General features: G+C 55.1%; 18 protein-coding genes and 1 riboswitch. Of the genes, 8 read left to right on the plus strand and 10 right to left on the minus strand.

Features of this window, described 5'->3' with window-relative positions:
* Positions 1–242 precede the first annotated feature (242 nt).
* Together araC and GXP72_RS03540 are read left to right on the plus strand one after the other, a co-directional pair.
* Complete coding sequence (araC, locus tag GXP72_RS03535) at positions 243–1088, plus strand: arabinose operon transcriptional regulator AraC (protein WP_023310373.1); 846 nt, start codon at positions 243–245, stop codon at positions 1086–1088.
* Positions 1089–1216: 128 nt separating this feature from the next.
* The gene (locus GXP72_RS03540; RefSeq protein ID WP_024907441.1) at positions 1217–1984 is read left to right on the plus strand and encodes a DedA family protein; all 768 of its coding nucleotides are present in this window, start codon (positions 1217–1219) and stop codon (positions 1982–1984) included.
* A gap of 32 nt (positions 1985–2016) precedes the next feature.
* On the opposite strand, the gene thiQ is transcribed toward GXP72_RS03540, so the two are convergent.
* From thiQ to sgrR, 4 genes are all read right to left on the minus strand, one after another.
* Positions 2017–2718 carry a thiamine ABC transporter ATP-binding protein ThiQ gene (gene thiQ, locus GXP72_RS03545; protein ID WP_024907442.1) on the minus strand — a complete coding sequence of 234 codons (702 nt, stop codon included), beginning with the start codon at positions 2716–2718 and terminating at the stop codon, positions 2017–2019.
* On the minus strand, positions 2702–4312 hold the full coding sequence (gene thiP / locus GXP72_RS03550) for a thiamine/thiamine pyrophosphate ABC transporter permease ThiP (RefSeq protein ID WP_090419080.1): 1611 nt from the start codon (positions 4310–4312) through the stop codon (positions 2702–2704). Before thiP ends, thiQ begins: the two co-directional genes overlap by 17 nt.
* On the minus strand, positions 4288–5271 hold the full coding sequence (gene thiB, locus GXP72_RS03555) for a thiamine ABC transporter substrate binding subunit (protein ID WP_090419077.1): 984 nt from the start codon (positions 5269–5271) through the stop codon (positions 4288–4290). Before thiB ends, thiP begins: the two co-directional genes overlap by 25 nt.
* 31 nt (positions 5272–5302) lie before the next feature.
* A riboswitch (TPP riboswitch) is annotated at positions 5303–5403 on the minus strand.
* Between the two features lie 36 nt (positions 5404–5439).
* A complete protein-coding gene (sgrR, locus tag GXP72_RS03560) occupies positions 5440–7095 on the minus strand; it encodes an HTH-type transcriptional regulator SgrR (RefSeq protein WP_024907445.1) in 1656 nt (551 codons plus the stop codon).
* 88 nt (positions 7096–7183) lie between these two features.
* Here sgrR and sgrT point away from each other — a divergent pair, with 88 nt between their 5' ends.
* On the plus strand, positions 7184–7336 hold the full coding sequence (sgrT, locus tag GXP72_RS03565; protein WP_032644049.1) for a glucose uptake inhibitor SgrT: 153 nt from the start codon (positions 7184–7186) through the stop codon (positions 7334–7336).
* 120 nt (positions 7337–7456) lie between these two features.
* The gene (locus GXP72_RS03570; RefSeq protein ID WP_090419074.1) at positions 7457–8635 is read left to right on the plus strand and encodes a sugar efflux transporter; all 1179 of its coding nucleotides are present in this window, start codon (positions 7457–7459) and stop codon (positions 8633–8635) included.
* A gap of 48 nt (positions 8636–8683) precedes the next feature.
* Here the strand turns inward: GXP72_RS03570 and GXP72_RS03575 are convergent, their stop codons facing one another.
* The 6 genes from GXP72_RS03575 to leuA form a co-directional block, all read right to left on the minus strand.
* Positions 8684–9265: a cytochrome b/b6 domain-containing protein gene (locus tag GXP72_RS03575; RefSeq protein ID WP_090419071.1), complete on the minus strand. Its 582-nt coding sequence runs from the start codon at positions 9263–9265 to the stop codon at positions 8684–8686.
* A 106-nt stretch (positions 9266–9371) separates the two neighbouring features.
* Positions 9372–10262 carry a cation diffusion facilitator family transporter gene (locus tag GXP72_RS03580; protein WP_090419068.1) on the minus strand — a complete coding sequence of 297 codons (891 nt, stop codon included), beginning with the start codon at positions 10260–10262 and terminating at the stop codon, positions 9372–9374.
* A 163-nt stretch (positions 10263–10425) separates the two neighbouring features.
* Positions 10426–11031, minus strand: a complete 606-nt coding sequence (gene leuD, locus GXP72_RS03585; protein WP_048989656.1) for a 3-isopropylmalate dehydratase small subunit — start codon at positions 11029–11031, stop codon at positions 10426–10428.
* Positions 11032–11041: 10 nt separating this feature from the next.
* Positions 11042–12442: a 3-isopropylmalate dehydratase large subunit gene (gene leuC / locus GXP72_RS03590; RefSeq protein ID WP_032649821.1), complete on the minus strand. Its 1401-nt coding sequence runs from the start codon at positions 12440–12442 to the stop codon at positions 11042–11044.
* 2 nt (positions 12443–12444) lie between these two features.
* The gene (gene leuB / locus GXP72_RS03595) at positions 12445–13536 is read right to left on the minus strand and encodes a 3-isopropylmalate dehydrogenase (protein ID WP_090419065.1); all 1092 of its coding nucleotides are present in this window, start codon (positions 13534–13536) and stop codon (positions 12445–12447) included.
* Entirely contained in the window at positions 13536–15107 is a 1572-nt protein-coding gene (gene leuA, locus GXP72_RS03600; RefSeq protein WP_090419062.1) for a 2-isopropylmalate synthase, read from the minus strand. Before leuA ends, leuB begins: the two co-directional genes overlap by 1 nt.
* A gap of 784 nt (positions 15108–15891) precedes the next feature.
* Between leuA and leuO the strand changes: the two genes are divergently transcribed.
* From leuO to cra, 4 genes are all read left to right on the plus strand, one after another.
* Positions 15892–16836: a transcriptional regulator LeuO gene (gene leuO / locus GXP72_RS03610; RefSeq protein ID WP_050597746.1), complete on the plus strand. Its 945-nt coding sequence runs from the start codon at positions 15892–15894 to the stop codon at positions 16834–16836.
* A 380-nt stretch (positions 16837–17216) separates the two neighbouring features.
* A complete protein-coding gene (ilvI, locus tag GXP72_RS03615; RefSeq protein WP_090419059.1) occupies positions 17217–18941 on the plus strand; it encodes an acetolactate synthase 3 large subunit in 1725 nt (574 codons plus the stop codon).
* Between the two features lies 1 nt (position 18942).
* A complete protein-coding gene (gene ilvN / locus GXP72_RS03620) occupies positions 18943–19434 on the plus strand; it encodes an acetolactate synthase small subunit (RefSeq protein WP_008501994.1) in 492 nt (163 codons plus the stop codon).
* Between the two features lie 179 nt (positions 19435–19613).
* Entirely contained in the window at positions 19614–20621 is a 1008-nt protein-coding gene (cra, locus tag GXP72_RS03625) for a catabolite repressor/activator (RefSeq protein WP_008501993.1), read from the plus strand.
* Positions 20622–20978: the final 357 nt, after the last annotated feature.

Below are 20978 nucleotides of genomic sequence, written 5' to 3' on the forward strand. Positions count from 1 at the left end.
CTGTTACAACGGAAAGTGTGACGCCGTGCAAATATTCAATGTGGACATTTCTGCCGCACTTATAGACACTTTTGTTACTGCTTATCTGCCTGCTCAGGCGGAGAAATCAGGGGGAAAGGCTGAAACATGGCGGACGTAAAAGCGGCGTGATGCTTTTTGGATCTTTTCGCGGGCCATTTTTAAGCTGCTTTTAATGATATGGACAATTGGTTTCCTTCAGGACCCTTGGGAGAACTGAATCTATGGCCGAAACGCAAAACGATCCACTGCTGCCGGGATACTCGTTTAACGCGCACCTTGTGGCGGGACTGACCCCTATCGAGGCTGAGGGATATCTCGACTTTTACGTCGACCGACCGCTTGGGATGAAAGGATATATCCTCAACCTGACCGTGCGAGGGGAAGGGATCATCAAGAACGGTGACCAGCAGTTTGTCTGCCGTCCCGGCGATATCCTGCTGTTCCCCCCGGGGGAGATCCACCACTATGGCCGTCATCCGGATGCCAAAGAGTGGTATCACCAGTGGGTCTATTTCCGTCCGCGCGCCTACTGGCAGGAGTGGCTTTCCTGGCCGGCTATTTTTGCGCACACCGGTTTTTATCGCCCGGATGAGGTTCATCTGGCGCAGTTTCGCGAGCTTTTTGCGCAGATTATCGAGGCGGGACAGGCCGGTGGTCGTTACGCTGAACTGCTGGCCATTAACCTGCTCGAACAGCTGCTGCTGCGCCGCATGGAAGCGATTAACGAGTCGCTTAATCCCCCGCTGGATAACCGCGTGCGCGACGCCTGCCAGTACATCAGCGACCACCTTGCTGACAGCCAGTTTGATATCGCCAGCGTTGCCCAGCACGTCTGCCTTTCGCCGTCGCGTCTGTCGCATCTGTTTCGCCAGCAGCTGGGCGTCAGCGTGTTGAGCTGGCGCGAGGACCAGCGGATCAGCCAGGCGAAGCTGCTGCTCAGCACCACCCGGATGCCCATCGCCACCGTGGGGCGCAACGTGGGCTTTGAGGATCAGCTCTATTTCTCCCGGGTATTTAAAAAATGTACCGGTGCCAGCCCGAGTGAATTCCGCGCGGGATGTGAATAAACGGTAAAAAAAGATAAACAAACAGGTGAATGCGGGAAGCAACCTGTAAACTATTCAGACAATTGTTGCCTTGACGCGGTGCGGGGCGCTAAGCAGAATCGCTGATTCGTTTTCTGACCGGAATAGTTATGCAGGCATTGCTGGAACATTTTATTACCCAGTCCGTTATGTACTCACTCATCGCCGTGGCGCTGGTGGCGTTTCTGGAGTCGCTGGCGCTGGTTGGGCTGATCCTGCCCGGCACCGTGATGATGGCGGGGCTTGGCGCGCTGATCGGCAGCGGCGAGGTCAATTTCTGGCAGGCGTGGCTGGCCGGGATTATCGGCTGCCTGCTGGGTGACTGGATCTCCTTCTGGCTGGGCTGGCGCTTTAAGAAGCCGCTGCACCGCTGGTCGTTTATGAAAAAGAACAAAGCCTTGCTGGATAAGACCGAGCATGCGCTGCACCAGCACAGCATGTTTACCATCCTCGTCGGCCGCTTCGTTGGGCCAACGCGTCCGCTGGTGCCGATGGTAGCGGGGATGCTGGATCTGCCCGTCGCGAAATTCGTGGTGCCGAACATTATCGGCTGTGTCTTCTGGCCGCCGTTCTACTTCCTGCCGGGGATCCTCGCGGGTGCTGCCATTGATATTCCTGACGGTATGCAAAGCGGTGAGTTTAAGTGGCTGCTGCTGGGCACGGCTGTGCTACTGTGGCTGGCGGCATGGCTCTGCTGGCGGCTGTGGCGCAGCGGGAAAGCGAATATCGATCGCCTGACGCGCTACCTCCCGCGTACTCGCCTGCTCTGGCTTGCCCCGCTGACGCTGGGCGTGGCGGCGGTGGCGCTGGTTGCGCTGATTCGTCACCCGCTGATGCCGGTGTACGGTGAGATTTTATTGAAAGTGGTCAGTCGTTAAGGACTATTTCCCTCTCCCCGTGGGAGAGGGCATCAGACCGCGCGAATGCCCAACAGTGAAGACGCCCCCGCTTGACCACTGAGCAGCTCTTCCGTCTTCCCATCCCACGCAATTCGCCCCTCAGCAACGACCACCGATCGCGGCGCAATCCGTGCGGCATCCTCAATACTGTGCGAAACCATCAGCATCGTCAGTTGCTGGCGCTGACAGACCTCCTGCACCAGGGCCAGCATCTCCTGACGCAGCGCGGGATCGAGCGCCGAGAACGGCTCATCCAGCAGCAGTATCGGCTGTTCGCGCACCAGACAACGTGCCAGCGCCACGCGCTGACGCTGGCCGCCGGAGAGCTCGCCCGGCAGCCTGTCGATAAACCCGGTGATCCCCATCTGTGCGGCAATGATCTCCAGCTTATGGCGCTGGTCATCGTTCAGCCTGAGTCCCGGGTGCATTCCCAGCGCGATGTTTTGCCGCACCGTCAGGTGGGTAAAAAGGTTGTTTTCCTGAAACAGCATTGAGACAGGACGTTTTGCGGGCGGCGTGTGGGTATGATCCCGGTTATCTATGACGATCGAGCCACTTGCCGGCTGCAGAAAACCTGCAACGAGATTAAGCAGCGTGCTTTTTCCTGCGCCGCTTGGGCCAAGCACGGCGATCATCTCTCCCTGGCGCACGGAGAGCGTGAAGCGCATCGGCAGATGCTGATAAAGCCAGGTTACATCAGTCAGTTTTAACATCACGCCCCGGAAGTTTCTCGATAACGGTAAATAAGGCAAAGCACAGCAGCAGCAGTAACAGCGCGGTGACCGCGCCGTCCTGACTGCGGTAAGAGCCGATTTGCTGATAGAGCCAGTAGGGCAGCGTGCGGAAATCGTCATTGCCGAACAGCGCCACGACCCCAAAGTCTCCAATAGAGAGCACGCAGGCAAACGCCAGCGCCTGTGCCAGCGGACGTTTTAGCGCGCGCAGTTCGACCACCTTCAGCCGCTGCCAGCCCTGCATGCCCAGCGACTGGCACAGCAAACTGTAGCGGCTGTTGACGTCGCGCATCGGGTTTTCCAGCACCTTGAGCGCATAAGGGATGGCCATTAAGGCGTTGGTAAAGATCACGATGCCGTCGGCGCTTTCCGGCAGGCCGATGGTGCTGTTGAACAGCAAAAAGAAGCCCGTCGCCAGCACGATCCCCGGCATCGCCAGAATCAGCATGCCCGTCAGCTCCAGCATTTGTCCGGCTTTTTGCGCCTGGCGGGCGTAAAGCTCACGGCTGCTCCACAGCAGCATCATGGTCAGGATGACGCACAGTAATCCGGCAGCCAGCGCGATACGCAGCGAGGTCCAGGTGGCCTGCCAGAGGACGGGCTGTTGCAGGACAGACAGGAGATTGAGGTTCAGTCCGTCAACGATAACGGCCAGCAGCGGCGGCAACAGAAGCAGGAGTGCCAGCCCGATCAGGATAAAATCGCTGACGCGGCTGTGCAGGCTGTCCTGCGGATCGCGCCAGCCGGTTATTTGGTGACTGCCTGCAGGAATGGCTTTACTCAGCCGCTGGCTCAACAGGACCAGGGCAAGGCAGCATGTCATCTGGACTATCGCCAGCAGCGCGGCGCGACCGGGATCGTAGTCGTAACTCAGCGCCTGGTAAATCGCCAGCTCAATGGTGGTGGCCTGCGGCCCGCCGCCGAGCGACAGCACGGTGGCAAAGCTGGCAAAGCAGAGCATGAAGATTAATGCCGCCACGGGCGGGATCTGGCGGCGCAGCCACGGCCATTCGACAAAGCGGAAGAACGACACGCCGCGCATGCCGAGCTGGGCGGCAACCTGGCGCTGCTCGCCGGGAATGTTCTCCAGCGCCTGCAAGAAGAGGCGCGTTGCCATCGGCATATTGAAAAAGACGTGTGCCAGCAGGATGCCCTGCAGTCCGTAAGGCGAGAATGACCATTCCAGACCAAGCTGGCCGAACAGCGATGCCAGCCAGCCCTGGCGACCGTAAACGCTCAAAATGCCGAATACCGCCACCAGCACGGGCAGTATCAGCGTCATGGCGCACAGGCGCAGCAGGGCCTGCCTGCCGGGAAAACGCCGCCGATACAGGGCGCGCGCCAGAAAAATGGCCGGGATCACCGAGAGCAGGGCAGAAAGAAACGCCTGCCAGAAGGAGAACCGGATTACGTGCCAGAGGTAACTGTCGTGCCAGAGGGCGAGCAGATCGCTCTCTGGCGCGTTGAACCACAGTGCAAGAAAAGCCCCCAGGCTGACCACCACCATCACTATGGCGGCGAGCAGCCCGGGAAGTAGCCAGCCGGGAATCAACGGCTGACGGCGCGTTGCCATTCACTTACCCATGCGGCACGCTGCGCGGCGACCTGCTGCGGCGTAAACTCCAGCGAGGTTGTTGGTTTGGTCAGCTGCTCAAAACCTGCTGGCAGCGCAACGTTAGTGACCGGATACATCCAGTTGCCTGCGGGAATCGCATTCTGGAACGCCGGTGAAACCATGAACTTCAGGAACTTCTCGGCCAGCTCCGGCTGTTTGCTGGCGGCGGTACGCGCGGCCACTTCCACCTGCAGATAGTGCCCTTCAGCGAAATTCGCCGCAGCGTAGTTGTCTTTCTTCTCGGCGATGATGTGGTAGGCCGGAGAGGTGGTGTAGCTCAGCACCAGGTCGCTTTCACCTTTCAGGAACAGACCATAGGCTTCGCTCCAGCCCTTGGTCACGGTGACGGTTTTGGCGGCCAGCTTCTGCCACGCTTCCGGTGCTTTATCCCCGTAGACCTTTTGCATCCACAGCAGCAGACCGAGGCCCGGCGTGCTGGTCCGCGGATCTTCATAAATCACGCGCCATTTCTGGTCACTTTCCACCAGCTCTTTCAGACTCTTCGGCGGGTTTTTCAGCTTATTTTTGTCATAAACAAAAGCAAAGTAGCCGTAATCGAACGGCACAAAGGTGTCGTTCTTCCAGCCGCCAGGCACGTTAACGGCATCCGACGCGACGCCGCTTTTGGCAAACAGTTTGGTCTGCGAGGCGGCTTCCAGCAGGTTGTTATCCAGCCCGAGCACCACGTCAGCCTTGCTGTTTTTCCCTTCCATGCGCAGACGGTTGAGCAGCGAAACGCCATCTTCCAGCGCCACGAACTTCAGCTCGCAGTTGCAGTCGGCTTCAAAGGCTTTTTTGACCACCGGGCCCGGGCCCCAGTCGGCAGAGAAGGAGTCATAGGTGTAGACCGTCAGGACGGGCTTCGCAAAAGCAGGCAGCGCAAAAAGCGCCAGCAGGGGGAGAACTTTTTTTAACACTTTGCACCTCAAAGTTGAGTGGCAAAGGATTTTGAGCGACAGCCTCAAATCCCTTCGCCGGCGTTATCCGGATCAGGTTCGACGGGTATTATCTCAGCGCACATCTGTGATGCAGCACCCCGTTGAGAACGGCGCTATTGTAATGATTTGGTGAATATTACGAAAGCGTTATGGCTCCGGGGGCGCAAACCAGGCGGATTTAAAATCAAACCAGCCCAGGGTATTCATCCGCAGGCCGCGCATGCTGCGCTGACCCTGGATCATCAGCCAGTGGTGGATCAACGGGACGATGGTCTGTTCGGCCAGTAGCTGCTGGCACCACACGGCAAGATTCATCTCGCCCGCGCGCCACTGGGCGGCATCCTGCTGCCAGTCACGGTCGATGCAGTGCTGGATCAGCGGGACTTCATACAGGTGCGAGAAGAGCGAGAAATCGAGCGGCAGGGTGAAGTTGGCGCTGTTAAGCCAGATATCACTGGTGATATCCCCCTGGTGCCATTCGTCATAGTCAACTTCCCTGACCTCCAGCGTTACTCCTTCGGCTGCCAGTAGTCGGGTCATGATCCTCGCGATAAAACGATGCTCCACGTGCTCGCGGTAGTAGGTCAAGGTGATGGACTCCAGCCCTGCGGGCTTGTCGCAGTGCGACGGGCGGGCGTGGTGCCAGCGCGGAAGCAGGCCGTACGCCGGGAACCAGTATGTCTGGTACTGCGCTTCCGCATGGTAGATCAGATTGGCAGGGGACAACACGTGGCTGATCCACTTGCGGACGGCCTGGTTTGCCCCGCGGTGGGTGCGGCGATCAAAGAGGAGATAGTAGCATCCCTCCTCCAGGCGACTCTCCACGGCTTTTTCTCCCGTGGTGGGGCCTTCAAGCGTCAGCCCGCAGCTCAGGTCTTCATTGAGATCCGGCAATACCCACACGTTGACTTCGTCGATCAGCGCCCGATAGCCAAAGTAGTCATCGAACGCGCGGATTTTCAGCTGGTTGCTGTTATTGCGGGACACGGAGTAGGGCCCGGTGCCAATCGGCAGGCTGGCAAAATTGTTCATCGATTCCCACTCGCCGGGCAAAATCATCGACGGCACGTAGCCCAGCAGCCAGGGAAGCCACTTATCCTGCTGCGACAGCTCGATGTCCAGCGTCCAGGCCGTGGGGGAGTGGATACGCGAAATATGCGAGTAGAGCGGCAGCCTTCGGACGCGTTCCAGAGAGGCGATGACGTCGTGCATCTCCAGCTCGCGACCATGGTGAAAGTGAATGCCGGGGCGTAAAAAGAAGCGCCAGTGAAGCGGAGAAAGTTGCTGCCAGTGGTGCGCGATATCCGCTTCCAGTTCCCCGTTTTCCTCATTTATCCGCGTCAGACCGCTGAAAATTTGCCGGGCCATATGGGTTTCTGAGCGACGTAAGGCCGTGCCGGGCAGCAGATTTTTCATTGGGCGATAGTAGAGCACCCGCAGGATGTGTCGTCCCTGACGAAAACTGCGTCCGAGATGGGAAACCAGCATCTGGCGCACGGCGGCTTTGTCGCCCACCAGCTGAACCAGCTGATCGATGCGGTCCTGCTCGAGCAGGTCTTCCGCGCGCTGCTGCTGCAACGCCAGCCCGGTATAGAGAAAGGTCAACCGCGAACGTTTGCCGCGTCCCGCCTCAGCTTCCCAACTTAACCAACCCTGCTGCTGCATGGTGTTGAGCAGCGTACGCATATGACGGCGGGAACAGCTAAGCAGGTCAGCCAGCTCGTTGAGCGTGGTCTCCTGCGATTGCCCCTCGCAGCACTGCCAGAGGCGGATAAACTGTTGTTGCAGACGACCGGAAGGCATAAAAGGGGAACTCCTGACAAAAAACCAGCAATTTATTTATCCCTATATTAGGCCAATAATTCTCCTCGATGAAGTGAGGAGGTAAATTATGAAGAGGTCTACCGCACGTCAGTTTTATCAGCAGTACTTTTCAGCGACAAAAGGATCGTCCTGGCTGGCCCGCCAGTGTGCAGAGCAACGGCTGAAAACGTTAGAAGAATTGATGCAGTGGGACGTTACAACACCGACCTCTTCCCGCTAACTCGCCTCGATCATGTGTGACTGAGTATTGGTGCTTATCACCCGCCAGCAAAATGTTTTTGCTGGCTTTTTTCGTTTATTCTTTCACCCGATTTTGATTCGCTTTCACAAGGACTTGCGCATGCTGTGGTTGATGACGATGGGGCGACGCCTGAACGGCGTGTATGCCGCTTTTATGCTGGTGGCCTTTATGATGGGCGTGGCGGGGGCGCTGCAGGCGCCGACGCTGAGCCTGTTTCTCAGCCGCGAGGTGGGGGCACAGCCGTTTTGGGTCGGCCTGTTTTATACCGTTAACGCCATTGCCGGGATCCTGGTCAGCCTCGCGCTGGCGAAACGATCGGACAGCCAGGGCGATCGCCGCAGGCTGATCCTCTTTTGCTGCACCATGGCGGTGGGCAACGCGCTGCTCTTCGCCTTTAACCGTCATTATCTGACGCTCATTACCTGCGGCGTGCTGCTGGCGTCACTGGCGAACACCGCCATGCCGCAGCTGTTCGCGCTGGCCCGTGAATATGCGGATAACTCGGCGCGGGAAGTGGTGATGTTCAGCTCGGTGATGCGTGCCCAGCTCTCGCTGGCGTGGGTCATTGGCCCGCCGCTGGCCTTCATGCTGGCGTTGAACTACGGCTTTACCACCATGTTCTCCATCGCCGCCGGGATTTTTGTCATCAGCCTGGCATTGATTGCCTTCGCGCTGCCGTCCGTGGCGCGCGTCGAACAGACAGCGGATAAACCGCTCACCCAGGTGAGCGGCTGGCAGGACAAAAACGTCCGCATGCTGTTTATTGCCTCCACGCTGATGTGGACCTGCAACACCATGTACATCATCGACATGCCGCTGTGGATCAGCAGCGATCTGGGCTTACCGGACAAGCTCGCGGGGATCTTAATGGGCACCGCTGCCGGGCTGGAAATTCCGGCGATGATTCTGGCGGGCTATTACGTTAAGCGCTTTGGGAAGCGTCGGATGATGATCGTCGCCGTGGCGGCCGGGGTGCTGTTTTACGCGGGACTGATCCTTTTCCATTCGCGTGAAGCGCTGCTTGCGCTGCAGCTGTTTAATGCTGTGTTTATTGGCATCGTTGCCGGGATCGGCATGCTCTGGTTCCAGGATTTAATGCCCGGTCGTGCCGGCTCGGCGACAACGCTTTTTACCAACAGTATTTCAACCGGGGTGATTCTGGCAGGCGTGATTCAGGGGGCGCTGGCGCAAAGCTATGGGCATGCGTCTGTCTACTGGATGATTGCGGCGCTTTCTGTCGTGACGCTTCTGCTGACCTGCCGCGTAAAAGACGTGTGATCGGATGAATGAAACGGAGCCCGGGAACGCCGGGCTCTGCGAACCGTTTTATTCTGAACACTGATATTTACGCTGCGCGCGTAGCGTCAGGTACATATGAACGAGGCCCATGAAACCGTGTGCCCAGAAATATGTCTCAACAAAGACCGTCAGAAATTTATGCAAATTTAAGGCGGATTCTGTGACGGACGAAACGGGTCCGAGCGTGGCGTTCAGCACGAACCAGGCCGCGCCGCAGAGTGCAACGCCCAGCAGCGCCAGCACGCCCAAACCTTGCACCGTTGCCGCCATACCGCCGGCATGCGCCTCAGGAAGCTGGCGCTGCGTGAGGGTGCGAATATCGTCAACGACTCCGCGAAAATCCAGCGCCAGCCAGGCGAAGTAATATTTAAATCCGCGCTGGGTTAACATCCATGCCATCATGGCAATGCCACAAAAAATTAAACCAAACCCGGAAATAATATGCATCCAGGTGACAATTCCGTTCAGCCCGGAGTCGTGGAGGGCTTCACTTTCGGTGAAATTAGAATTGATGATCTGGACCAGCACCAGAACGGCCACAAGAATGTGCAGTACGCGAAGAAAGGGTGTTTCTTTATGGGGAAGCGTATTGCATAGCGTTGGGTTCATCGCTTTTTACCTCAATAATGAGAGAGCTGATGCGATGCAGTGTGACGCAAATTAATTAACGAAACCTTAACGGTGGGTTGCGTCACACTGTATTTATGCGTTCCGATTAGCGAGCAGGATCAATATGCGTCATCACGTTCAGCACATTGAATTTTTGCATCACATTGTTTCTGGCATTGACGGCAATCTGATGCCCTTCTTTTACGCTTAATTCGCCGTTAACTTCCAGATGGACATCGACAAGGGCTAAATCGCCCATCTTGCGGGTTTTTAAATCATGGAGTCCGGTGACACCCTCGGTTGAGAGAAGACACGTTTTGATGTCGTGCTCCAGCTCGGGTTCAAGCGAACGGTCCATCAGGTCGTGCAGGGCATCGGCAGAGAATTTGTAACCCATATGGGCGATAAATATCCCAACAATCAGGGCCGCAATCAGGTCCATCGCGTGAAAACCCACTAAATTCCCGACAATACCGATGGCGACAACCACTGACGAGGCTGCGTCAGAGCGGGCATGCCAGGCATTGGCTATCAGCAGCGAGGACTGAATACGTTTTCCCGCGGCATACATGTATCTGAACAGGCTTTCCTTCACCACCAGCGCCAGTATCGCCACCCACAGAGCGGCCCCTTTCACCAGCTGATGCGTCTCGGGGTGAAGCAGTTTATTCCCTGCGGACCAGAGCATCCCGACTCCCACAAGCAGCAGAATAGCGCCAATAATGAGCTTTGCACCGTTTTCGAAACGCAGATGACCGTAATGATGATCGATATCAGAGGCTTTCTGACTCTTTTTATTTGCAATCAGAACGACAAAGTCAGAGGATAAATCGGAAAGAGAATGAATCCCATCAGCAATTAATCCCTGTGATCCGGAGAATATTCCTGCAACTATCTGAAAGCCGGTGAGATAACTATTTGTTATCACGCTCACTATTGTGCATTTTTGTATTTCATGAGAACGGAGATGAGACTCATTGCTATTTTTCTTTTTCATGATAATTTCCGCTGCCAGCTGATTGAACGATTATTCTGCGCAGGGAACATTAAATTGACATTAAATATAACGTCATTATTGGCTGGGTTTGCGAAGTATTTACAGAAGGAAGATGGGCATTGGGATAAAACACAGCCTGCAGAGTACACTGCAGGCCGGAGGATTATTTCATAAATGCGGGTTGTTTTTGTTCGTAAGTGGCAATCGCCGCTTCGTGCTGGAGAGTTAAACCAATGCTGTCCAGACCGTTCAGCATGCAGTGACGGCGGAAGGCATCAATGCTGAAGCTGTAGGTCTTATCCCCGGCTTTCACCACTTCGGCTTCCAGATCCACTTCAAACGAAATGCCCGGATTCGCCTTAACCAGCGCGAACAATTCGTCGACCTGTTCATCGCTCAGCGTCACCGGCAGAAGCTGGTTGTTGAAGCTGTTGCCGTAGAAGATATCCGCGAAGCTTGGGGCAATGACCACCTTAAAGCCGTAGTCGGTGAGCGCCCACGGCGCGTGTTCACGGGATGAGCCGCAGCCAAAGTTTTCCCGCGCCAGCAAAATGGAGGCGCCTTTATATTCCGGGAAGTTCAACACGAATTCCGGATTAGGCACTTCGCCCTTATCGTCCAGGAAACGCCAGTCGTTAAACAGGTGCGCGCCAAAACCGGTACGCGTCACCTTTTGCAGAAATTGTTTTGGAATAATAGCGTCAGTATCGACGTTAGCGGCGTCCAGCGGGACAACCCGGCCCGTATGTTGGGTAAATTTCTCTGCCATGATTGTCTCCTTATTTCAGGCTGCGAATATCGGCGAAATGGCCGGTGACTGCCGCAGCGGCGGCCATTGCCGGGCTGACCAGATGGGTGCGACCACCGCGGCCCTGACGGCCTTCAAAGTTACGGTTACTGGTGGAGGCGCAGCGCTCACCCGGATTCAGGCGGTCATTGTTCATCGCCAGACACATGGAGCAGCCAGGCAGACGCCACTCGAAGCCCGCTTCGATAAAGATCTTATCCAGACCTTCGGCTTCCGCCTGGGCCTTCACCGGACCGGAGCCAGGAACCACCAGCGCCTGCACGCCTGGTGCCACTTTACGGCCTTTGGCAATTTCGGCGGCGGCACGCAAATCTTCGATACGGGAGTTGGTGCAGGAGCCGATAAACACTTTATCAATGGCGACATCGGTCAACGGCACGCCGGGCTTCAGCCCCATATAGGCCAGCGCTTTTTCCGCACTGGCGCGCTCGACCGGATCGGCGAAGGAGGCCGGGTCAGGGATGCTGTCGTTGACGGAAATCACCTGACCCGGGTTGGTGCCCCAGGTCACCTGAGGCGCAATCTCTTCTGCCTGCAGCGTGACAACGGTATCAAACGTTGCCCCATCGTCGGTTGTCAGGGTTTTCCAGTAGGCTACCGCGTCGTCAAAATCCTGACCTTTCGGCGCGTGCAGACGGCCCTTCACATAGTTGAAGGTGGTTTCGTCCGGCGCGACCAGCCCGGCTTTTGCGCCCATCTCAATGGCCATGTTGCACAGGGTCATGCGACCTTCCATACTCAGTGCCTGAATAGCGTCGCCGCAGAACTCAACGACGTGGCCGGTACCGCCTGCGCTGCCGGTTTTACCGATGATGGCCAGCACGATGTCTTTCGCGGTAATGCCAGGTGCCGCTTTACCCTTCACCTCAATCTTCATGGTTTTGGCACGGCCCTGCTTCAGGGTCTGCGTTGCCAGCACATGTTCCACTTCGGACGTGCCAATCCCGAATGCCAGAGCGCCAAACGCGCCGTGGGTCGCGGTATGGGAGTCACCGCAGACGATGGTCATGCCCGGCAGGGTGATCCCTTGCTCAGGCCCCATCACGTGGACGATGCCCTGATACGGATGGTTCAGGTCGTACAGCTCAACGCCAAATTCATTGCAGTTCTTAATCAGCTCCTGCATCTGGATACGGGCCATCTCACCCGAGGCGTTAATGTCTTTGGTCTGGGTGGAAACGTTGTGATCCATCGTCGCGAAGGTTTTACCCGGCTGACGTACCGGACGCTTGTGCGCGCGCAGGCCGTCAAATGCCTGAGGTGAGGTCACTTCGTGTACCAGATGACGGTCAATGTACAGCAGCGGGGTTTCGTTTGGCGCCTCGTAAACAACGTGCGCATCGAACAACTTTTCATATAACGTCTTAGCCATGATTACACCCCTTCAGCGACATAGCGGGCAATGATGTCGCCCATTTCATCGGTACTGACTGCCGCCGTGCCGCGTGCCAAATCACCGGTACGGACGCCTTTCTCTAACGCCCGGTTAATGGCGTTTTCAATTGCGGTTGCCGCATCGCCTGCATCCAGGCTGTAGCGCAGCAGCAGGGCCAGGGAGAGGATCTGCGCAATCGGGTTGGCAATGTTTTTGCCTGCGATATCCGGCGCGGAACCGCCCGCAGGCTCGTACAGGCCAAAGCCTTCTTCATTCAGGCTTGCGGATGGCAGCATGCCCATCGAGCCGGTGATCATCGCGCACTCGTCAGAGAGAATATCGCCGAACAGGTTGGAGCACAGCAGCACGTCAAACTGGGACGGATCCTTAATCAGCTGCATGGTCGCGTTGTCGATGTACATGTGCGACAGCGCAACGTCCGGGTACTGCTTAGCGACTTCACTCACAATCTCGCGCCACAAAATGGAGGACTGCAGCACGTTCGCTTTATCAATGGAGGTCACCTTATGGCGGCGTTTGCGCGCCGACTCGAACGCGATGTGGGCGATACGTTCGATTTCGAAACGGTGATACACCTCGGTGTCGAACGCTTTCTCGTGTTGTCCGCTGCCTTCGCGCCCTTTTGGCTGACCAAAGTAGATCCCGCCGGTCAGTTCACGCACGCAGAGAATGTCGAAACCGTTGGCGGCGATATCCGCGCGCAGCGGGCAGAACTCTTCCAGACCCTGATACAGCTTCGCCGGACGCAGGTTGCTGAACAGCTTGAAATGTTTACGCAGCGGCAGCAGCGCGCCGCGCTCTGGCTGCTCTGCTGGCGGCAGGTGTTCCCATTTTGGGCCACCGACGGAACCAAACAGCACGGCATCGGCATTTTCGCAGCCTTCCACGGTCGCTTTCGGCAGTGGCGTACCGTGGTTATCAATCGCAATACCGCCCACGTCGTAGTGGCTGGTGGTGATTTTCATCGCAAAACGCGCGCGAACGGCTTCCAGTACTTTCAGCGCCTGTGCCATTACTTCCGGACCAATACCGTCGCCCGGTAACACAGCAATATGGTAATTCTTCGACATTACACGGTTTCCTTGTTGTTCTCTTTATTCTGAGCTTTGCGTTGCAACTCTTTTTCGACTTCGGCGGCGCGCCAGATGTTGTTCAGAACATGCACCATCGCTTTCGCGGAGGATTCAACGATATCGGTCGCCAGGCCCACGCCGTGGAAGCGGCGGCCATTGTGGGTAACAACAATGTCGACCTGACCCAGTGCATCTTTGCCGTGGCCCTTGGCCGTCAGGTCATACTTCACCAGCTCAACGTCGTACTCGGTGACGCGGTTAATCGCCTGGTAGATGGCATCGACAGGGCCGTTACCGTTCGCGGCCTCTGCTTTAATTTCATCACCACAGGCCAGTTTGACCGAGGCGGTGGCGATGTTGCTGGAGCCGGACTGCACGTTGAAGTAATCCAGACGGAAGTGCTCTGGCTCTTCCTGCTGCTTGTTAATAAAGGCCAGCGCTTCCAGGTCGTAGTCGAACACCTGACCTTTTTTGTCGGCCAGCTTCAGGAACGCGTCGTACAGCTGATCCATATTGTAATCGCTGTCCTTATAGCCCATCTCTTCCATACGGTGTTTAACCGCCGCGCGACCGGAACGGGAGGTCAGGTTCAACTGCACCTGGTTCAGGCCGATGGATTCCGGGGTCATGATTTCGTAGTTTTCACGGTTCTTCAGGACGCCATCCTGGTGAATACCGGAGGAGTGTGCGAAGGCGCCAGTGCCGACAATCGCTTTGTTAGCCGGAATGGGCATGTTGCAAATCTGGCTGACGGTCTGGCTGGTGCGCCAGATTTCGTTGTGATTGATGCGGGTGTGCACGTCCATGATGTCTTTGCGCACTTTGATCGCCATGATCACTTCTTCCAGCGAACAGTTGCCCGCGCGTTCGCCGATACCGTTCATCGCACCTTCTACCTGACGCGCACCGGCGTGGACGGCGGCGATGGCATTACCCACGGCCAGACCCAAATCATCGTGGGTGTGGACGGAGATAATTGCCTTATCAATATTGGGTACGCGGTCGTACAGTCCGGTAATGATGTTGGAGAACTCAAACGGCATGGTGTAGCCGACGGTGTCAGGGATGTTGATGGTTTTCGCACCCGCGTTGATGGCGGCTTCCACGACGCGCGCCAGGTCTTCGATTGGCGTACGGCCCGCATCTTCACAGGAGAATTCAACGTCATCGGTGTAGTTGCGTGCGCGTTTCACCATATACACCGCGCGCTCAATCACTTCATCCAGCGTGCTGCGCAGCTTGGTCGCGATGTGCATCGGTGAGGTGGCAATAAAGGTGTGGATACGGAACGCTTCGGCCACTTTCAGTGACTCGGCTGCAACGTCGATATCTTTTTCCACACAGCGCGCCAGACCACATACGCGGCTGTTTTTAATGGTGCGGGCGATGGTCTGGACGGATTCGAAATCACCCGGAGACGAGACCGGGAAACCCACCTCCATCACGTCGACACCCATACGTTCGAGAGCCAGCGCGATCTGCAGTTTCTCTTTTACACTCAGGCTTGCCTGTAATGCCTGTTCACCGTCACGTAAAGTAGTATCGAAAATAATGACTTGCTGGCTCATGGGTTAGGTCCTTGTCAGTCTTAGGGCGCCTTGCTACGAGCATAAAAAAACCCGCGCAGTGGCGCGGGTTTTTAGTCTTACTGGTGACGATTCAACGCTGAATTTCGCCCGCCAGTCTACCGCGCACAGTGAATGCGTTTAGTAGTAGTAGACCGGTGAAACGAATGGTGCGAATCATGAATCGTGCTCCGTTAAATTCAATATGCTTTTAGTGGTACTGGATACGGCCGTTCATGTCAACCCCTGACGATGAAAACGGGCCCGACAGACGGAATCAGCAGGGTATTCACTTTAGCTAATTGTGCTGGTTTTAGCTTTCGCGACCCGACTAATTGTCTAATTTTGGACTTAAGAAAAGAGTTGCAGAAACAAATAAATATAATTGTTTAAAAATGAGTGAAATGTCCTGAAGAGAATGCGTTGTGATTAAAAGGTTTTAATATCATTAAGTTATAAATGCAGTGAATCTGTTCCATAATGCTGAAAAGCGAACAGATATAACAGGTTGTTAACTAACTGTAGGGCGATAGCAATAACAGTTTAATAATACTTAAGTCATCATTAACCTGATGGCAATTGTATATTTGTTTGGTTTATGGTTTCATTCAAATCCTAAAGTCAAACATATCATTTGCGCTCATTAATTTTCGTTATTATAGAGTCTTTATATATTCCGAATTTTAAATAATTCTCTTTTGCTGATCGTATTTGCATGGTAAATCATATTTTCGAGATGATTACCGTACGTGAGCAAAGGGAGTGTAGCGTGACAGTGGAGTCAGAAGTGTCAGAAAATAATATTAAACAACCTCAAGCTACTGATGGGATTAAACCGCAGTTACGCACGGTGGATCTTAATCTTCTGACGGTGTTTGATGCTGTCATGCAGGAACAGAATATCACCCGCGCGGCCCAGGCGTTAGGGATGTCACAACCTGCTGTGAGTAATGCCGTTGCCAGGCTTAAGGTCATGTTTAACGACGAATTGTTTGTTCGTTACGGGAGAGGGATCCAGCCTACGGCGCGCGCATTCCAGCTGTTCGGCTCCATCCGCCAGGCGTTGCAGTTGGTACAAAACGAGCTGCCGGGCTCGGGCTTTGAACCCTTAAGCAGCGAGCGCGTATTCCATCTTTGCGTCTGTAGCCCATTAGATAATTATTTAACGTCGATTATTTATAATAAAGTTGAAGAGATCGCACCAAATATCAACCTGGTTTTTAAATCATCCCTGAATCAAAACACGGAACATCAGTTACGCTATCAGGAGATTGAATTCGTTCTGGGGTATGAAGAGTTCCGTCGTCCAGAATTTTCCTGTGTGCCGCTGTTTAAAGATGAAATGGTTCTCGTCGCCAGTAAAAAACATCCGCGCCTGAATTCTCCGCTGCTAGAAAGCGATGTTTATAACGAGCAGCACGCCGTTGTTGCACTCGACAGATATGCTTCCTTTAGCCTGCCGTGGTATGACACTGCGGATAAACAGGCGAGCGTGGCGTATCAGGGCATGGCCATGGTTAGCGTATTAAACGTGGTCTCCCAGACGCAACTGGTGGCGATTGCGCCGCGCTGGCTGGCAGAAGAGTTTTCTGACCCGTTAAACCTGCAAATTTTACCTCTGCCGCTCAAGCTAAATAGCCGTACCTGTTATCTTTCCTGGCATGAAGCGGCGGGTCGGGATAAAGGGCATCAGTGGATGGAAGAGTTGCTGGTTGGCATCTGTCGCCGGTAAGCGCATCAGGATAAATCGCATCGGTTTATGTGATTTATCCTGAGTTCTTTTAGATAATTGATATTTTATTCTGTGGTGCTTTTTTTCGGGCTGCTCTCCGGCACGCAAAAATAGATGATTTCCTGCATTGTCGCGCTTTTCAGCGATGATTTATCACCCCATCCTCTATTCCCAGAGGAATTAACCATATCTCCTGTTAACGCCTGCTTTTTCTGCTTTACGCGCCGTTTATCTACCCGGGTTTGCTAATTGCCTGCCTCATAACGAGCGGTTAAGGTAAAGAACACTCTGCAAAATATAAGATTGGTTTATCCCAATCGTAAGACGGTGCGGAAATGAATTCGGCAGTCCGTCTATAACAAAATGCCTGGAGGCAAAGCATGGAGATGTTGTCTGGCGCGGAAATGGTCGTTCGGTCGCTGATCGATCAGGGCGTAAAGCAAGTGTTCGGCTACCCTGGCGGTGCGGTCCTCGATATTTATGATGCGCTGCATACGGTAGGGGGCATTGACCATGTTCTGGTACGTCACGAGCAGGCGGCGGTGCACATGGCTGACGGCCTGGCGCGTGCGACGGGTGAAGTGGGCGTGGTGTTAGTCACGTCCGGCCCCGGCGCGACAAACGCCATTACCGGCATTGCGACGGCCTATATGGACTCTATCCCGCTGGTGATCCTCTCCGGGCAGGTGGCAACCTCACTGATTGGCTACGATGCTTTTCAGGAGTGCGACATGGTCGGGATTTCGCGTCCCGTTGTGAAGCACAGCTTCCTGGTCAAGCAAACAGAAGACATTCCCGGCGTACTGAAAAAAGCCTTCTGGCTGGCAGCAAGCGGACGCCCGGGACCGGTGGTGGTCGATCTGCCTAAAGATATCCTGAACCCGGCAAACAAGCTGCCTTATGTCTGGCCGGAATCGGTCAGCATGCGCTCTTATAACCCAACAACGCAGGGGCATAAAGGTCAGATCAAGCGGGCATTGCAAACGCTGCTGGCAGCCAAAAAACCGGTGGTCTATGTCGGTGGCGGGGCGATCAACTCTGCCTGCGAAGTCCAGCTCCGTGAACTGATTGAAAAACTTAACCTGCCAGTTGCATCGTCATTGATGGGGCTGGGGGCATTCCCTGCCACCCATCGTCAGGCGCTGGGGATGCTGGGTATGCACGGTACCTATGAAGCCAACATGACGATGCATCATTCCGATGTCATCTTTGCCGTCGGCGTGCGCTTTGACGATCGCACCACCAACAACCTGGCAAAGTATTGCCCGAACGCCATCGTGCTGCACATTGATATCGATCCTACGTCAATTTCAAAAACAGTGGCGGCTGATGTGCCGATCGTCGGTGATGCTCGTCAGGTTCTGGAGCAAATGCTGGACCTGCTGACCCAGGAGAGTGCAACCCAGCCGCTGGATGAGATCCGCGACTGGTGGCAGCAGATTGAACAGTGGCGCGCGCGTCAGTGCCTGAAATATGACACTCAAAGCGAAAGCATTAAGCCGCAGGCGGTCATCGAAGCGATGTGGCGACTGACGAAAGGTGAAGCGTACGTAACCTCAGACGTAGGGCAGCACCAGATGTTTGCCGCCCTGTATTACCCGTTTGATAAACCGCGACACTGGATCAACTCCGGTGGTTTAGGAACCATGGGCTTTGGTCTGCCTGCCGCGCTGGGCGTGAAGCTGGCGTTGCCGAATGAAACCGTCGTCTGCGTGACCGGTGATGGCAGTATTCAGATGAACATTCAGGAGCTGTCTACCGCGCTGCAATATGAACTGCCGGTACTGGTGCTGAACCTGAATAACGGGTATCTCGGTATGGTGAAGCAGTGGCAGGATATGATCTACTCTGGCCGTCATTCTCAGTCATACATGAAATCGCTGCCGGACTTTGTTCGTCTTGCTGAAGCTTACGGCCATGTAGGCATGCGGGTGACCGATCCGGCTGATCTGGAAGCGAAGCTCGCGCAAGCGCTTGAGCACGTTAAAAACAACCGCCTCGTCTTTATGGATGTGATTGTTGATGGGACCGAACACGTTTATCCGATGCATATTCGTGGTGGTGGTATGGATGAAATGTGGTTAAGCAAAACGGAGAGAACCTGATATGCGCCGGATATTATCTGTTTTACTGGAAAACGAGTCTGGCGCACTGTCGCGCGTCATTGGTCTTTTTGCGCAGCGCGGCTATAACATTGAAAGCCTGACCGTTGCCCCGACGGAAGACCCGACGCTGTCGCGCATGACGATCCAAACCGTCGGCGATGCCAAAGTGCTTGAGCAGATTGAGAAACAGCTGCATAAGCTGGTTGATGTGCTGCGCGTGAGCGAGCTGGGGCAGGGGGCCTACGTTGAACGAGAGGTCATGCTGGTGAAAATCCAGGCCAGCGGCTACGGGCGTGAAGAAGTTAAACGCAATGCGGATATTTTCCGCGGACAGATTATTGACGTCACCCCTTCTCTTTATACGGTTCAGCTGGTTGGGACAAGCGACAAGCTGGATGCTTTCCTGGCGTCAGTGCGGGATGTCGCAAAAATTGTCGAGGTCGCGAGATCGGGTGTAGTCGGTCTGTCACGCGGCGAGAAAATCATGCGTTAGTTGTCAAAAAGGTTCGCCTCTTTCTGCCCGGTCACCAAAGCCGGGCTTTTTTTTGCGTAATCAGCCGACAACGCAGATAAAAGCGGTTGCCGCGAAGGCTTTTCTGCGTTTAGATGTTAAAAGATTTAACCATAACCTTGACAGGGCCATGGACTCTTTTCTTTTTTTAAGGGGCAATTGTGAAACTGGATGAAATCGCCCGGCTAGCCGGCGTGTCACGAACAACGGCCAGCTATGTGATTAACGGTAAAGCAAAGCAGTACCGTGTTAGCGACAAGACCGTTGAAAAAGTTATGGCGGTGGTTCGTGAGCATAACTACCATCCGAATGCTGTCGCAGCCGGTCTGCGTGCCGGGCGTACCCGCTCTATTGGTCTGGTGATCCCTGACCTGGAAAACACCAGCTATACCCGTATCGCCAACTATCTTGAACGTCAGGCGCGTCAGCGCGGCTATCAGTTGCTGATTGCCTGCTCAGAAGACCAGCCCGATAACGAGATGCGCTGCATTGAGCATCTGCTCCAGCGTCAGGTGGATGCCATTATCGTGTCAACCTCCTTGCCGCCAGAGCATCCGTTCTACCAGCGCTGGGCGAATGACCCGTTCCCAATTGTGGCGCTGGATCGCGCGCTCGATCGCGAGCATTTCACCAGCGTCGTGGGTGCGGATCAGGATGATGCAGAAATGCTGGCCGCAGAGTTGAGAACGTTCCCCGCTGAAACGGTGCTGTATCTTGGCGCGTTGCCCGAGCTTTCTGTGAGCTTCCTGCGTGAGCAGGGATTCAGAACCGCCTGGAAAGACGATCCGCGCGAGGTTCACTACCTCTATGCCAACAGCTACGAGCGTGAAGCCGCCGCGCAGCTGTTCGAGAAATGGCTGGAAACGCATCCGATGCCTCAGGCGCTGTTCACCACGTCGTTTGCGCTGTTGCAGGGCGTCATGGACGTGACCTTACGCCGGGAAGGTAAACTGCCCTCCGACCTGGCGATTGCCACGTTCGGGGATAACGAGCTGCTCGACTTCCTCCAGTGCCCGGTGCTGGCGGTAGCACAGCGTCACCGCGATGTGGCTGAACGCGTGCTGGAGATTGTGCTGGCAAGCCTGGATGAGCCGCGCAAGCCGAAACCGGGCCTGACGCGTATCAAACGTAATCTCTACCATCGCGGAATTTTAAGCCGCCAAAAATGAAATGACCGGGGCGGCGAAATCTGCCCCCTTTTGTTGCGATAATTCGTGCAGATAATTCCCGGAGAGAAATTAGGATAATTCTTGAGGGATCCTAATCACCTATTTTTCTTAATTCATTCTGGCTTTTAAATTGTCTTTTTAAGAACGTCCGGTCGATTTTAAACGGCATTCTTTGTATTATTTTGTTACAAACCCTTTTCGGTCGATGAATAATCAGACGTTTTTCCTCCTCCTTTGCCAGCTTACGTGGCAACCGCTGCGCTTACCGGGTGCCTGGGTGAATCTGGCGCTGTTATCCCCTGAGAATCTGTCATAAAATGCTGCCCGCGTCGCAAACTGACACTTTATATTTATCTG

This window comes from Enterobacter sp. SES19, from assembly GCF_011765665.1.
Lineage (GTDB): Bacteria > Pseudomonadota > Gammaproteobacteria > Enterobacterales > Enterobacteriaceae > Enterobacter > Enterobacter pseudoroggenkampii.